General features: G+C 58.9%; 14 protein-coding genes. 6 read left to right on the top strand and 8 right to left on the bottom strand.

Annotated elements, in window-relative coordinates:
• Positions 1-387: 387 nt before the first annotated feature.
• From CJEIK_RS03075 to CJEIK_RS03065, 3 genes are all read right to left on the bottom strand, one after another.
• The gene (locus tag CJEIK_RS03075; protein WP_005296399.1) at positions 388-1,260 is read right to left on the bottom strand and encodes a hypothetical protein; all 873 of its coding nucleotides are present in this window, start codon (positions 1,258-1,260) and stop codon (positions 388-390) included.
• A gap of 71 nt (positions 1,261-1,331) precedes the next feature.
• The gene (locus tag CJEIK_RS03070; RefSeq protein ID WP_005296402.1) at positions 1,332-2,288 is read right to left on the bottom strand and encodes a hypothetical protein; all 957 of its coding nucleotides are present in this window, start codon (positions 2,286-2,288) and stop codon (positions 1,332-1,334) included.
• A 104-nt stretch (positions 2,289-2,392) separates the two neighbouring features.
• Entirely contained in the window at positions 2,393-3,058 is a 666-nt protein-coding gene (locus tag CJEIK_RS03065; protein ID WP_005296406.1) for a metallophosphoesterase, read from the bottom strand.
• Between the two features lie 148 nt (positions 3,059-3,206).
• Between CJEIK_RS03065 and CJEIK_RS03060 the strand changes: the two genes are divergently transcribed.
• From CJEIK_RS03060 to CJEIK_RS03040, 5 genes are all read left to right on the top strand, one after another.
• Positions 3,207-4,199, top strand: a complete 993-nt coding sequence (locus CJEIK_RS03060; protein WP_005296408.1) for a bile acid:sodium symporter family protein — start codon at positions 3,207-3,209, stop codon at positions 4,197-4,199.
• A 21-nt stretch (positions 4,200-4,220) separates the two neighbouring features.
• On the top strand, positions 4,221-5,150 hold the full coding sequence (locus CJEIK_RS03055) for an NADP-dependent oxidoreductase (RefSeq protein WP_248623874.1): 930 nt from the start codon (positions 4,221-4,223) through the stop codon (positions 5,148-5,150).
• Between the two features lie 57 nt (positions 5,151-5,207).
• On the top strand, positions 5,208-5,642 hold the full coding sequence (locus CJEIK_RS03050) for a hypothetical protein (RefSeq protein ID WP_143336418.1): 435 nt from the start codon (positions 5,208-5,210) through the stop codon (positions 5,640-5,642).
• Between the two features lie 102 nt (positions 5,643-5,744).
• The gene (locus CJEIK_RS03045; protein ID WP_115597286.1) at positions 5,745-6,044 is read left to right on the top strand and encodes a recombinase family protein; all 300 of its coding nucleotides are present in this window, start codon (positions 5,745-5,747) and stop codon (positions 6,042-6,044) included.
• Positions 5,947-6,258 (top strand): recombinase family protein, encoded by a 312-nt coding sequence (locus CJEIK_RS03040; RefSeq protein ID WP_337955988.1) that lies wholly within the window; start codon positions 5,947-5,949, stop codon positions 6,256-6,258. The genes CJEIK_RS03045 and CJEIK_RS03040 overlap by 98 nt, the downstream gene beginning before the upstream one ends.
• Before the next feature lie 205 nt (positions 6,259-6,463).
• Here CJEIK_RS03040 and CJEIK_RS03035 read toward each other — a convergent pair whose 3' ends face one another.
• The 4 genes from CJEIK_RS03035 to CJEIK_RS03020 all read right to left on the bottom strand — a co-directional run bounded on the left by CJEIK_RS03035 (position 6,464) and on the right by CJEIK_RS03020 (position 9,901).
• Entirely contained in the window at positions 6,464-6,853 is a 390-nt protein-coding gene (locus CJEIK_RS03035; protein ID WP_143336417.1) for a hypothetical protein, read from the bottom strand.
• Between the two features lie 12 nt (positions 6,854-6,865).
• On the bottom strand, positions 6,866-8,410 hold the full coding sequence (locus CJEIK_RS03030) for a secreted protein (protein ID WP_005296422.1): 1,545 nt from the start codon (positions 8,408-8,410) through the stop codon (positions 6,866-6,868).
• A 358-nt stretch (positions 8,411-8,768) separates the two neighbouring features.
• Positions 8,769-9,068, bottom strand: a complete 300-nt coding sequence (locus tag CJEIK_RS03025; RefSeq protein WP_005296425.1) for a hypothetical protein — start codon at positions 9,066-9,068, stop codon at positions 8,769-8,771.
• 302 nt (positions 9,069-9,370) lie between these two features.
• Positions 9,371-9,901, bottom strand: coding sequence for a hypothetical protein (locus tag CJEIK_RS03020; RefSeq protein ID WP_005296429.1), 531 nt, complete (start codon positions 9,899-9,901; stop codon positions 9,371-9,373).
• A 149-nt stretch (positions 9,902-10,050) separates the two neighbouring features.
• Here CJEIK_RS03020 and CJEIK_RS03015 point away from each other — a divergent pair, with 149 nt between their 5' ends.
• A complete protein-coding gene (locus CJEIK_RS03015) occupies positions 10,051-11,799 on the top strand; it encodes an FUSC family protein (protein WP_077536261.1) in 1,749 nt (582 codons plus the stop codon).
• A 21-nt stretch (positions 11,800-11,820) separates the two neighbouring features.
• Here CJEIK_RS03015 and lepA read toward each other — a convergent pair whose 3' ends face one another.
• Positions 11,821-13,671: a translation elongation factor 4 gene (lepA, locus tag CJEIK_RS03010; protein ID WP_005296435.1), complete on the bottom strand. Its 1,851-nt coding sequence runs from the start codon at positions 13,669-13,671 to the stop codon at positions 11,821-11,823.
• Positions 13,672-13,761 lie beyond the last annotated feature (90 nt).

Genomic DNA, 13,761 nt, shown 5'->3' with positions numbered 1-13,761 from the left:
GTTTCATGCTCGAACGTGCGTAGGTCTTGCAATACCCTATCCTTTCTCCCGGACAATCATGACCTTCACGTCCAGATTGTTTGGCTTCGCGGATGCCCTTATGCCCTTTGACCAGGTGTTTAACGTTTGCGGGAAAAGCCTATTTAATGCGTAGCGACCTTGCAGACCGTACACAGGGTTTTTCCAGGAAGGCGCTTTAGATTAGTTCTCAGTGGTCGACAGAAAGGATCCACATACGAACGGTCATTCTCCTCTTGAAACGTCAGCAAGAAACCCCCAGGTTTTAAGTCCGCCTGGGGGTTTCTTGTTTTTGTTTGACGTTAGAGCCCTAAGTTTTAGCTCCGCCGTAGCCGATCTAGTTATGACTGCGCCCAGTCGTAACTGGCCTTAGTTGTAGCTGGGATTTCCGGTGGGGTCGCTGGGGCTCTCGGTCAGGCTACTCAACATCTCTTCAAGATCCTGCAAACTGTCGTCGAGCTGATCCTCGTAATCAGACATATTTGGGAAGTCAGAGGGCAGAGTAATGCCGGAGGGGCTAGGCAGCGAAGTCAGAGGGTTGTCTTCACTCTGGTTGCTCGAAGTCTCTTCGTCATTCTCACCCGTCGTATCCGTAGGCGCGGACGTGGAAGAGCTGGGCTTTTTGCCCTCGTCATCGTCGCTGGAAACCAAGTTATAAATCAGTACGCCGCCAACTACCAGCGCGATGAGAACCAGTAGGCCGATGACGATCTTGGCTACGTTGCCGTTGCCGCCCTGTCCGTTGGAGCCGTTGGGACCAGGTTGGCCGAAAGGCTGACCATATGCTTGGCCGGGCTGGCCATATCCCTGCTGCCCATATCCCTGCTGACCAAAACCTTGCTGGCCGTATCCCTGCTGACCATATCCGGGCTGACCCGACTGGCCTGCCTGGCCGGGCTGGCCTGCCTGACCATAGCCTTGCTGGCCCGACTGTCCGTAACCCTGTTGACCAGCCTGGCCGTAGGACGCTTGCCCATAGCCCTGCTGGCCGTAGCCGCCCTGAGGGTTGAAACCGGGCGCGCCATACCCCTGATTGCCCGGGTTCTGGTAGCCCTGCGCGTTACCGGCACCGGAGGCCCCGAAGACCTGCGTGTTCTGATCATCCTGGCGACGGTACTGCGGGGGCTCTGCATTCGAGCCTTCTGGCTTGGCCTGCCCCAAGTATTCGGTCGGATCGTCGGCGTTCTGCCTGTCCGCGCCGTTACCGCCGCTATTGAAGGGATTATTGTCCTGTGGTGCCATTTCCTAAAACTTTCCGTGCCAGGAGCCGAGCTCAGTCCTTTTACGTGCCTTCTGCACTTCGAGGATTAAGACTATCGCAGGTACCCAGCTGCTGCCCGAGTATCTGCGTTCTGTACCCCACGGCCGCCCCAGGAGAAGGAAGCCACCGTGTAGCCGTTGCCGAAGGAAGCCGAGGCCAAAGTCTGGCGACCGTAATCGGACCAGCCCCACTTCGTGCCGTTGACTCCCGGCAGGTGCACCGTTCCCCAGTCCTGACGGGTACCGTCTGCAGCCACGGGGCTGGCAGTACGCATCCAGTGCAACACCAGGGAGCGTGGGTGGCGGATACGCAGGTTGTGCAAGAACAGAGCCGTGTCCGTCGCGGAAGTATAGGAGTTACCCCAGTGTGCAGCAGCTCGGGTGTTACGCAGGCCGTACTCGCGGGCGATAGTGCTGATGGCTCGCGGGTACTTGCGGTTGATCTTGGAGGCAGCGCCGTCGTCTGAGAAGCGAATCATGCGCTCTGTTAGGTAGCGGTCCGAGTTGCTGTGGTCACCGTAACGCAGTACGTAATCCGCCATGTAGAGCTTCACGATGGACAGACCCGGGCGGGCTTCGTCAGCGTTTGGAGTCTTGGCAATACCATTGTTAGTCACCACGGCCATCGAGGTACGGGCAGGCACGTTGTGGATCGTGCGCACCTTGTAGCCGTTGTTCGGTGCCGGCCGGTGCGGCGCCGGTCGCTGCGGGGCGGAGGAACCCGGGATCTGGTTGGCGGACATTCCCAGCTGGTTCAGCGCATCCTCCACGGCCTGCGGAACCGGAGGCAAAGGTGGGAGCTGCGGCGCCGGGGGCAGTTGAACCTGTGGCAACGGCGGAAGCTGCGAGCCGGCGGGTGGCCCTGCAGGCGCAGCATTCGCCGGAGCGGCAAACCCTGCCACACCAATGGAGGCCGTCAGAGCCGCAGTTGCAATGCCCTTCGCGGCAGAGCGTGAATCCTTAGCCGCATGCCGCGGGCGGTAGGTGTACTGGGAAAAGTTGAACGTCATAACCTCAAGTCCCGTTTATTCAGGTTGTCGTGCGCCGAGAAGTAGGCGTCACCATGCACAGCATAAATATACATAGATAGGTACTTACGCACCTGCATTGAGCACTATGCGTCGCGGTAAAGCAGCTCCATAACCTCCTCATAAGGAGCCGGGTGCAGCCCCCAAGCATCCACTCCGACATCGACCTGACCAGGACCGGTCATCGGCGACGCGGAATGCAGGTGGCCATGAATGACGTATGGCACGTCCAGGCGTAGAGAGTCGTAGCGAGACTCCATACCCTCATGATCCTGACCAGGGCGCGGGAAGTGGCACAGCCAGGCGACCTCGGTATCGGCCTTCTTGGCTAGGTCTTCGTTATCGGCCACCCCGTCGCCGTCCGGATCCCACGGAACGACGCACTGGTAGGGCTGCACGGAATCGAAAACCTCCAGAAATCTGCGCTGCCGTTCGGCACTGTCGGCGTGCAGCGGGTGGCAGGTGTCGTGGTTACCGGCGATCAAGTGAACGGTGACGTCCAGGCCGGAAAAGGTTTGGGCCAGCAGATCCAGCGCTCGCTCTTCCTGTGGCCCCCATCCGGAAGAGATATCGCCTAGAACCCACAGCGTGTCGCCCGGAGCCAGAGCGTTATTGAGGTTATTCAGGATCGTTGCGTCATGTCGCTCGACATCCGCGTCGATCTCTCCACTGGACCCATAGCCACGTAATTCAGCAACGAAGGGGTGGCCGAGGTGCAGGTCGCTGGTGAACCAGGTGCGGGGTTGGTTCATGGTCGCTCCTTCTTTTGGTCCGAGCCTGGGCGCGGAACCGGCTGCGCGGGCTATGAGAACCACTCTAACCAATGCCCTTACCCCCTTTCACGGCAGGCTTTCCCACCGAATTTCATATTTTGAGATTCCAATCTCATATACTGGTCACATGACGACCGAAGAGAAGAACGCAGAAGCGCCTCAAACCGGCGCGGAAAACACCAATGCCACCAATGCAACTGAGGAACGCTCCGCCACCATTGCCGTGTGGGCCTTCCCCGCATTCATCTTGATTGGCGCGGGCCTCGCACTGGCCAGCCCGGGCACCTTCACTCCCCTGGCAGCACACATCTCCACGATGATCGCCATCATCATGCTGTGCATGGGCCTCACTCTGACGCTGCCCGACTTCGCACTGGTCATCAAGCGCCCCATGCCGATCTTCATCGGCGTGCTGGCGCAGTTCGTCATCATGCCGCTGGGTGCTGTAGCCGTTGCCAAGCTGCTGGGGCTGAACCCAATGCTGGCAATCGGTTTGCTCATGCTGGGCTCCGTCCCGGGCGGCACTACTTCCAACGTGGTTTCCTACCTGGCGAAGGGCGACGTTGCCCTGTCTGTGACCATGACCTCCGTCTCCACGATCCTCTCCCCGATCGTCACCCCGGTGATCATGCTGCTGCTCGCGGGCGAGGAAACCCCGGTGGATGGCAAGTCCATGGCGTGGAGCCTGGTCCAGACCGTGCTGCTGCCCGTCATCGGCGGCCTGGTCATCCGTGTGATCTTCGACCGCATCGTCCAGTTCCTGCTGCCAGTCCTGCCGTGGCTGTCCATCATCGCCATCGGTGGCGTGGTCTTCCCCGCAGTGGCTAAGTCTTCCGAGACGCTGATGAACGTCGGCGTAACCGTCCTGGTCGCCGTCATCATCCACAACCTCATCGGCTACATCCTGGGCTACTTCGCCGCCCGCGCCACCGGCGAATCCCCCGCCGTGTGCCGTACCACCGCCATCGAGGTCGCCACGCAGTCCGCTGGCCTGGCCTCTGGCATGTCGGGCAAGTATTGGGCTCCGGAGGCCGCCATCCCCGGTGCGGTCGCCGCCGTGTGGCACAACATCTCCGGCGCTCTATTCGCTTTCCTCATGCGCCGCTTCGCCAAGAACTAGCAGCGCCCTACCATGGGAATCATGCGTATCTTCGGCTTTGATTCCTTCGGCGGCCCCGAGGTCACCCGCTTCCTCGACGTCGCCGACCCCACCTGGCAGCCCGGCAGCGTGCTGATCCGCCCCACGGCGATCAGCCTGAACCCCGGCGATATTAAAGTGCGGAACGGCCAGCGCCAGGGCTCCTTCCCGGTCTCTTTCCCCATGGCCATGGGCCGCGAGGCCGCTGGCATCGTCATCGAGGCCGACCCTTCCACCGGGTTTTCGCCAGGTGATCGCGTCTTTGGCTCGGCTTTCTCCAGCACTGGTGCTGCGAGTGATTCTTTTGTTCTTTTGGACGCCACCTCGACCGCAGCTATCCCCAGCGGGGTAGAGGCGACGGATGCCGCCTGCCTCCCCGCGGCCGCCGGAACCGCCTATGACGCTTTGGCGGAACTGCACGACCTGGAGACCTGGCCGGATGAGGGCGCCCGCCTGCTGGTGATCGGCGCGGGCGGCGGCGTGGGAACGCATGCCCTGCAACTGGCGCGGCATTTCGACATTGAGGTTATCGGCATCGCCAGCGCCCGTAAGAAGGTCCTGGTAGAGCGCCTGGGCGCGCGGTTTATGGATACCGCGGAGCTGGGCAAGACTGGCTCCCACGTCACAGTTCCGCCGATGGACGGCATCCTGGACCTCGTCGGCGGCGAGGTCTTGGAGGGGCTGGCGCACCTTGCGCCGGAGGGCGCGATCCGCAGCGCTGCCGACAAACAGCTGGCCACCCGCCTGGGTGGCAGTGGCATCACTCGAGTCCGCACCCAGGAGCGCTTCGCAGAGCTCGCCCGCTTGGTGGCGGAGGGTGCGATGCGCCCGGTAATCGGCAGGGAGCTTCCCTTCAGCGCCGCTGCCGAGGGCTACGAAGAGGTCGAGTCGGGGCACGCGCTGGGAAAGGTCGTTCTCACTGTGAATGACTAGCGGAAGCGCTAGGCTTCTTCATTAATACGACTCATTCCTTTACTTAAGGACGTTTTCATGAAGCGTATATCTGCCCTAGCTCCACTCACCGTCGCCACGATGGGGTTAAGCGCCTGCGGATCTGAAGATTCCAACGATGCCGCCGACTCAGGCAGCGCCGCCAACGCCTCTGCACAGCAGAATTCGGCAGCTAAGGGTGAGGCCTCTAAAAAGGACGACAAGGCAGACGAAACCACACGCGCTAAGTCCACCAAGAAGTCCGGCCCCAACCCCACCCCACCGGCTTCAAACCACGGTTCCGGTCACAGCTCTGCCACAGAAAGCAACAACCGCGCAGCTGAGCCGACGCGAGGCAAACGCAAACGTCCCTCTTCCAACGGGGAAGTGCTTACCCGCGAAATGACTGCGGGGTCACTGCAAATGGCGCTGAGATCAGCGTTCCTCTCCAAACATCATGCGAGTTCGCTGATGCGATTTACGCAGAGGCATTGAAACCCACCTACGCCTATAGGTCTAGCAACCCTAACGTGACGGCTGTACCCCAAGCGAACACTTTGTGAATGACAAGATTTCCTGTTGGCTAGGGTTGGCTCCATGACTAACGGAACAGAACCGTCACTGCCTCTAGAGATCACGGAACAGTTGGGTGTGATCTCGGGGCAAAAGGTGGGTTATGCCCGGGTGAGCTCGAAAGATCAGAATCTTGATCGCCAGATTGAGCAACTCAAGGCGGAGAAGGTCTTCACCTATTACACAGATAGGGCTAGTGGTGGTTCACGAAAGTGGCCTAGTCTTGATGAAGCGATGCGGTATGTCCGTGCGGGGGATCAGCTTGTGGTCGCCGTCGATGGATCGGTGCGCGCGGTCATTAACGGATCTGTATGCCATTGTTGACGAGTTAGTCAGCAAAGGGGTGTCGGTGGAGTTCCTCAAGGAGGGACAGATCTACTCGAAGGACTCCACCCCGATCGCCAAGCTGATGCTCGGGCTGCTGGGTTCGGTGGCGGAATTTGAACGCTCAATCATTAGGGAGCGTCAAGCCGAGGGGATTGCTCGAGCGAGGGGTGTACAAAGGTCGTGCCCGCGCGCTTACTGCGGAGCAGGTTGATCAGGCGCATGCATGGGTGGATGCTGGTGTACCGAAAGCGGAAGTCGCACGACGTTTTGAAGGTAGGGCGAACAACGCTGTATAGCCGCTTTGGCAAGCCAACGCGAACTACGGATTTGGCTTAAGGAGACCATGGTCAGGTCGATCATATCGATAGCGGACTTGGATAATCTAACCTATTATAGCAGTAGTCAAACAGTATGGATTATCTTAATAGAGAAATCAAATAGAACCTAACGACCATAGAGAACCCTGCCAACAGGAGGACTTCGCCGACTAAAAATATGAGACCTCCGCCAATGTTAGGGCTATTGTCTTCCATGCTTTTAACAAGTACGACAGCCACCGCTCCAGCGGCAATGATCGCCCACCCTGTAGCGATTTTATTTGGGACAATTACCGCAAGAAAAATGCCCAAAAGGGCAGAAATTGCCGAGATTATTACAAGAGATTGATTGAAGGAATCAAAAAACTGGCTCTCCGTACCGTAAGATGGGTCATAAAAAGGCATTATGATCCATCTTGATAAGCCAAACAAGGACAGAGAAATAAGAATAAGTTCAATGATCGGCAAGAAAAGAATGCGCTTTATCAAATTAATCATTCCTTAAAAATCATGAGGAGCATTCTTTACGACTTGATAGTAAACCTGGGCTACATTTCCGCACCGATACCTATCTACACTGTATCGTGAGTATACACCTTCGCAGGTTAGCAATAGCTGCGAGTGGAACCTTTCATCACAAAATGATTGGGTCCTTTCTCCTCGAGAAACAGCCTGGTAGCACATATCATGAATAGCGCAAGGTCCTCTGAAATCTGCATTCTTTACTCCTCCAGAGTATTCATCAGGGCTAGATGTGCAGTAGTCGTTTAGATTTCCTCTATGCCAGTCATATAAATAGTAGCTAGGGACTGGAATGATTGTCACTACCTCTTTTCCGCCCACTACACGAGAATCTCTAGTTTCTGCATTGGCAACAAGGACATTTCGTGCGCCTATCTCCACATTCCCCCCACTGGCCAACTCAGGATAAAGAGCAACTAGTTTATCGTTAAGTAGCTTCTCTCCCACTCGTGTAGTGGCGGTGTTTCCTAGGTACACACTTAGATCCAGTCGACTTTTTGAGAAGTTTTGAACAACATTTCCTTTACTGTCCAAAAATTGTTCGGAAGTAGGGTATCCATAGATACCTTGCTCACGTCCGCTCGCTTCCCAGATCAACTGCTGTGCTCCCACAACGCTATGTGCTCCATATTGTGGGTGCCAGTAGATCTTCCCGCGGGTGAAGTTATGGAACCGTCCGATGCCGTCAGGGGTTTTTGTTTCATCACCTGTGGGGTAGCCAAGCGGGCCTTTTTCTGCCCCGGTTTGCACCCACTTGTCGTAGATCGCCCCGTGGATTGTGGCCAGTCCTGCCAATGAGCCGTAGATGTGGCCGTGCTCGAAGGATTGCTTACGCCCGATACTGCCAGACAGGCCAAATTCGTCAGTGGTGGGGTAACCTAGCGGTCCACGTTCCCATCCGATACGTGCCCAAGCGACAGAGAAGTGCGTGGTGATCGAATGAGCACCGGTATTAGGGTGCCAGTAGATGAATCCGTTGACGAACTCGTTGCGGCGCCCCACACCATCGGGAACCTTCAGTTCGTCGGATTTTGGCCAGGTTAGGAAGCTTTGTGGTCCGCCGAGGGAGTCGTACTTTTCGCGGATCTTTCCGCAGACCTTGAACGGGCTGGGCCAGTACGTTCGGCACGTATCGACAACGGCAAAAGTCTGGATCCCAGAGCGTGCCTGTGTGGCCTGTTCTTTAGCTTCTTGGACCTCGGCGCGGTTGGCCTGTTCCTTGGTGAAACCACCAGGGATTTCTTCTTTATCGGAACGCATCTGTCCTGGGATGACTTTGCTTTTGGGGTTGATGGTGGGGTGCCAGTTTTTGCCCGCTTGGTTATCTACGTTGTTGTCGTCGAAGCCTGGTTCTGCCGGTTCGAGATCTTCGCGCCCGGGTGCGACGTAATCGGCGTTGTTGTCGCCTGGTGTGCTGGCGGCTGCTGGTGGTTGTGCGGGCTGAGCTTGCACGGTGGGGGTGAAGCCGATGCCGAGGGTGAGGGCGAATAGGAGAGTGGTGATAGTGCGAGATGGTCTGGCCATGTTGGGTCATCTTTCGCTGTGGTGAATGGTTAGAAATAGACTTAGCGCAAGATAGTTCCTTTGGGGATGAAAAATGGTTGAATAGTTGGGAAATCTTGTAAATATGCAGGAAGGTTCCTGAGCTTATTCTGCATGGCTGTTTGTCGACAGTCTATTCAGCGCTATATCTGTTCTTCTTATATATGGAGTAGGTGAGCGGCCGGGAGAGGGGTGCGATGCGACGTGCCGTGAAAGAGATGCGAACTCCCCGGACTTTCCTCATATCTCGAGCCAGGCATACTCGGAGGCAATCGACGTGTGGCATTGTTCACCCCGATAGCCACGTATCCGGCAGCAGCCTCAAGTACTGCCCCCGCTTTCAAGCGGCGTCCGGTTTTCCCTTCCTCATCATCTGCACTACGTGTTCAGTGCCCAAGTCGATCAGTGCCGACAGATTATTAATCGCACTCGGGTTCGCGGAACGGAAGGCCTGCACGCGGTTCCTGACGCCTTTGCCAGGTGTAGCGGAGTCGTATTGGGCCTGGATTGAGAACACAGCATCGATAAGGGCTGTACTGATCTCCTGGGGGTAACCACCGCGGTAGGCGGTGAAGTTTGATTCGGGGATGTGGCGGGTTGCGGCAATGACAGCGTCAAGCTGGGCCGAGGTTATGGTCATGCCTTTGAGATCTCCGTATCAGTGGTATTTGGTACGCCTACGTGGGCTGCATTGATCCCTAAAGCGAAGTAGTACTGTACCCCATGCGAACATCACGGTCACTGACCCCGATTCCGGTGATACTCATGCGATGGACTGCCGCGTGGGCTCGGACGGCAGCACTCTAACTTGTCAGGTAGGAAAATCGAACGATTACGACTTTGGGGCAGACTTCGCCCTGAAGCAAAAGATGTGGTTCGACTACCTCACAATCGCCACTCCCCAGTAGGACTCCCCCGCGCCCTTCACGGATCAGGCGCACGCTAGGCCGGGGTCAGCGCACCGGCAGTAGCGATCACCGCAAACTCCGCGATCCAGATCCACAGCCAGGGACGCTTCGGCAGCAGGGGCAGTTCGTCGGCCGTTGAAGGTCGCGCGAAGATGGACTTCGTTGCCGAGTCGAAAGATTCCCACACTTCCCGGTAGTCGGACTCCGTGGCCGCCCACTGCCGAACCGCCTTGGTGTCGCGGTTGTTCGCATACATCCAAAACAGCGCCGGGCCGGCAAACATGAGGCAATAAAGCACCGCCAGGAGGATCTTCAGGGCTCCATCAACGCCCTCCATCGAGCCGGATAGGATCCCGAACAGCATAATCACACCCAAGATCAGCGCGAGCCACGCCGCAACCTTCTTCGCGGTATTCGGGCGGTACTTCGACAACCGAATTCGGCGAGCCTCCAGATCCTGCTCATCGGAGGTACGCACGACCTGCCCATCGTGTGGGTCTTCATCGGGCATCCAACCAGCAAGGTAATCCTTTTCGCCCGGGCGCTGCGGTTCCTTGAAACTCATGGATCTCAGTGTAGGCACTGCTCCGGACAGCCCACAGCTCATCGTTCGATTTCGGGGACTACACTGTGAATGTCCCCAAGGGACTGCCTCCTTGACTGTCCCTGGAATGCCCTATTTCGCCGACGTATACGAGGGAAAACAAAGACACAGTGAGCCAAACCAGCCCCGACAAGCAGCCCTCCTCGCCATCACCGTTATCCCCAAAGCCTCCGCGTAACCCCGCGGAGTTCCCCATCCCCCAGCGTCCAAGCGCGTGGGAGCTGTTCAGTACCTTCAACTCGAAGGCGTCGGGCTGGGCTGGTGGGTTGCGGGCCGCACTGTCGTTGCTGATCCCCGGCACTATCGCATGGTCACTGGGCCACACCGACGCAATGTTGCTGGTTGCTGGCGGCGCGTTCACCGTCATCTACGGCGGCAACCTTCCGTACCGAACCCGTCTGAAGGTGATGGCGTTCTCCGCCGCTCTGCTGGCCGCCTGCCCCACCATCGCCGCCTGGCTGGGCAAGATGATGTGGGAGCACATGGATTCCGGCGGCTCGCACTGGTGGCTACTCATCGCCGGTGTGTACTGCACCTTCCTCTCCGGCGTGTTCACCTACGCCCAGAACGCGCTGCGTCTGCCGCCACCGGGCGGCTTCTTCATCGTCATGGTTTCCGGCGGTGCCACAATGATCGCCCGCAACGACCTCAACCCGCTAGCCATCGGCGGTTGGGCCCTGTTCGGCGCGTTCGTCGCCATCATCGTGGGCATGTTCCCCGCCCTGTTTAATCCGCGCGGCCCGGAGCAGCGAGCCATTCGCACCCTCAACAACGCGGTGGCGGACTTCGCGGAGGACCCCACCCCCGGCAACTACTACCTGGCCCGCACCTCCCTCTCCGAGGCGTGGACCACTCTGATGGGCGCGGGCATCGTCTCCGGGGGCAGGGTCGTCCGTGAATCACAACGCGACCTGGTGGTGCAGGTACAGCAGGCCCGCCAGAAACTCATGGCGGCCAGTGCGCAGGCAGGCTACGTGGATACGGACGAGGACTTCTCCGATACCAATGGCATGGTCGACCCCACCCGTACTGCCATTCCGCACCACAAGCCGTCGGTCAAGTACCGTTTCGGCCGTTCGCTCAACATCCACAGCCATGCGGAGCTCAGCATGGAAAAGGTGGTGCTGGCCAGCCTGACCTCTTGCGCCCTCACCATCTGGCTGGGCCTGGACCGTCCTGACTGGGGTGTGATTACCGCTTTGCTGATCCTGCAGTGGGGGCCGGAGAAAATCCCCGGCACCATCCGCGGCGTCCACCGACTCCTAGGATCCGTGCTGGGCATCGGCTTGTTCGCCATCGCCCATGCCTTCCAGATCGGCGGCCTCCCCCTGCTGTTCCTGTTGGCCGTCTGCCAATTCGCCGCCGAGTTCTTCATCGTCAAGAACTATGCGTTCACCGTCATCTTCACCACACCCATGGCGCTGATGATGGGCAACTCTCTCGCCCGCCCACTCGGCGACGTGGTTATCGACCGCCTCGCCGAGGTGTGTGTTGCGGTTATCTGCTCGTTTATCTTCTTGTGGCTGTGGCGCACTACGTCGGACGCCCACTACCACCGCCGCCTTGCAGGCCACTGCGAAGCGGCGATGGGTGCATTGCTGGGCGCCTTGCTGATCAACCCGCCGGACCGCGCGCTCTACGCGCGCCGCGACCTGCAGTTCGAGCTGCTCAGCGAGCGCAAGCACATGATGAAAATGATCAACAACAACTCGCCCTATGCGCGCAGCATGTGGGCCAAGCACAACCAGCTGCAGCTCACCGGTTATACCCTGTTGGATTACTGCAACGCCCACGCGGACGAGGAGCTTTCCCTAGGCGAGATCAACCGCCTGGCCGCGGCGGTACGACAGCTCGGCTGAGCCTAGTCGGCGTCAATAAACCTAGTCGGCGTCAGTAGACAGAGCAGCGACGAAGGCTTCCTGCGGAACAGAGACCGAACCGATGGCCTTCATGCGCTTCTTGCCTTCCTTCTGCTTTTCCAGCAGCTTGCGCTTACGCGAAACGTCGCCGCCGTAGCACTTGGAAAGAACGTCCTTGCGCAGGGCGCGGATGTTCTCGCGGGCAATGATCTTGGAGCCGATGGCCGCCTGCACCGGCACTTCGAACTGCTGGCGCGGGATGAGTTCCTTGAGCTTTACGGTCATCTTGTTGCCGTACCAGTGGGCATTCTCGCGGTGAACGATGGCGCTGAACGCATCCACCGGGTCGCCCTGCAGCAGGATGTCCACCTTGACCAGGTCGGCCAGCTGCTCGCCGGCCTCCTCGTAGTTCAGCGAAGCGTAGCCCTTAGTGCGGGACTTCAGCTGATCGAAGAAGTCGAAGATGATCTCGCCCAGCGGCATGGTGTAGCGCAGCTCCACACGATCCTCGGAAAGGTAGTCCATGCCGCCCATCTGGCCGCGCTTGGACTGGCATAGCTCCATCGTCGCGCCCAGGAACTCCGCCGGCACGATCACGGTCATCTTCACGATCGGCTCGTAGATCTCGCGCATCTTGCCGCCCGGCCAGTCCGAAGGATTGCGGACCATTACCTCGCTGCCGTCCTCCTTGACCACGCGGTACACCACGGAAGGCGCGGTGGAGATCAGGTCTAGGTCGAACTCGCGCTCCAGGCGAGCGCGGGTGATCTCCATATGCAGCAGGCCCAGGAAGCCACAGCGGAAGCCGAAGCCCAGGGCCACGGAAGTCTCCGGCTCGAAGGTCAGGGAGGCATCGTTGAGCTGCAGCTTCTCGATAGCCTCGCGCAGGTCCGGATACTGGTCGGCACTGATTGGGAACAGGCCGGAGTACACCATCGGGGTCGGTTCTTGGTAGCCCTTCAACGGGGTTTCCGCGCCGTTGACGGCCCAAGTGATCGTATCGCCCACCTTGGACTGGCGGACGTCCTTCACACCGGTGATGATGTAGCCAACCTCGCCCACACCGAGCCCCTTGGTCTTCGTCGGCTCTGGGGAGACCACGCCGATTTCCAGGGTTTCGTGGGTCGCGCCGGTACTCATCATCTGGATCTTCTGGCGGGATTCCAGCTTGCCGTCCATCATGCGCACGTAGGTCACCACGCCGCGGTAGATGTCGTAGACACTGTCGAAGATCATGGCACGGGCCGGCGCATCGGCGTCGCCGACCGGGGCGGGCACGAGCTCACAGACCCTGTCCAGCAACTCGGAAACGCCTTCGCCCGTCTTACCGGATACGCGCAGCACGTCCTCCGGCTCGCAGCCGATGATGTGCGCAATCTCCAGGGCGTACTTATCCGGGTCCGCTGCCGGCAGGTCGATCTTGTTCAGAACCGGGATGATTTCCAGGTCGTTTTCCATCGCCAGGTACAGGTTCGCCAGCGTCTGCGCCTCGATACCCTGTGCCGCGTCGACTAGCAGGATGCAACCCTCACACGCCTCGAGGGCGCGGGACACCTCGTAGGTGAAGTCCACGTGGCCGGGCGTATCAATCAGGTGCATCACCAGCTCTTCGCCCGCGTGCGCGCCGGTCTTCGGCACCCAGGGCAGGCGCACGTTCTGTGCCTTAATGGTGATGCCACGTTCGCGCTCGATGTCCATGTTGTCGAGGTACTGGTCGCGCATGTCGCGATCCTCGACTACACCGGACATCTGCAGAATGCGGTCCGCCAGAGTGGACTTGCCGTGGTCAATGTGGGCAATGATGCAGAAGTTACGGATCCTCTCTGGGTCCGTAAACGTCTCTGTGGCGTAATTCTTCTGCTTGGCTGCCATTTGCCCTCCTCTTTCGCTTATGCGTAACCCTACTATGCATCGGCACAGAAGTAGCAGACGGGGTTTAGCTGCGAACCTTATTCCTGTGAG

The sequence above is a fragment of the Corynebacterium jeikeium genome, from assembly GCF_028609885.1.
GTDB classification, from domain to species: Bacteria; Actinomycetota; Actinomycetes; order Mycobacteriales; family Mycobacteriaceae; genus Corynebacterium; species Corynebacterium jeikeium.
Note: the sequence above shows the minus strand (reverse complement) of the source record. Positions and strands in the feature narration are given on the sequence as shown.

Bases quoted from the DNA above. Each gene is read 5' to 3' on its own strand.
- CJEIK_RS03030 (WP_005296422.1), bottom strand. From the start codon at position 8,410: ATGGCCAGACCATCTCGCACTATCACCACTCTCCTATTCGCCCTCACC.
- CJEIK_RS03065 (WP_005296406.1), bottom strand. From the start codon at position 3,058: ATGAACCAACCCCGCACCTGGTTCACCAGCGACCTGCACCTCGGCCAC.
- CJEIK_RS03075 (WP_005296399.1), bottom strand. From the start codon at position 1,260: ATGGCACCACAGGACAATAATCCCTTCAATAGCGGCGGTAACGGCGCG.
- CJEIK_RS03045 (WP_115597286.1), top strand. From the start codon at position 5,745: ATGACTAACGGAACAGAACCGTCACTGCCTCTAGAGATCACGGAACAG.
- CJEIK_RS03055 (WP_248623874.1), top strand. From the start codon at position 4,221: ATGCGTATCTTCGGCTTTGATTCCTTCGGCGGCCCCGAGGTCACCCGC.
- lepA (WP_005296435.1), bottom strand. From the start codon at position 13,671: ATGGCAGCCAAGCAGAAGAATTACGCCACAGAGACGTTTACGGACCCA.
- CJEIK_RS03040 (WP_337955988.1), top strand. From the start codon at position 5,947: ATGAAGCGATGCGGTATGTCCGTGCGGGGGATCAGCTTGTGGTCGCCG.
- CJEIK_RS03025 (WP_005296425.1), bottom strand. From the start codon at position 9,068: ATGACCATAACCTCGGCCCAGCTTGACGCTGTCATTGCCGCAACCCGC.
- CJEIK_RS03050 (WP_143336418.1), top strand. From the start codon at position 5,208: ATGAAGCGTATATCTGCCCTAGCTCCACTCACCGTCGCCACGATGGGG.
- CJEIK_RS03020 (WP_005296429.1), bottom strand. From the start codon at position 9,901: ATGAGTTTCAAGGAACCGCAGCGCCCGGGCGAAAAGGATTACCTTGCT.
- CJEIK_RS03070 (WP_005296402.1), bottom strand. From the start codon at position 2,288: ATGACGTTCAACTTTTCCCAGTACACCTACCGCCCGCGGCATGCGGCT.
- CJEIK_RS03060 (WP_005296408.1), top strand. From the start codon at position 3,207: ATGACGACCGAAGAGAAGAACGCAGAAGCGCCTCAAACCGGCGCGGAA.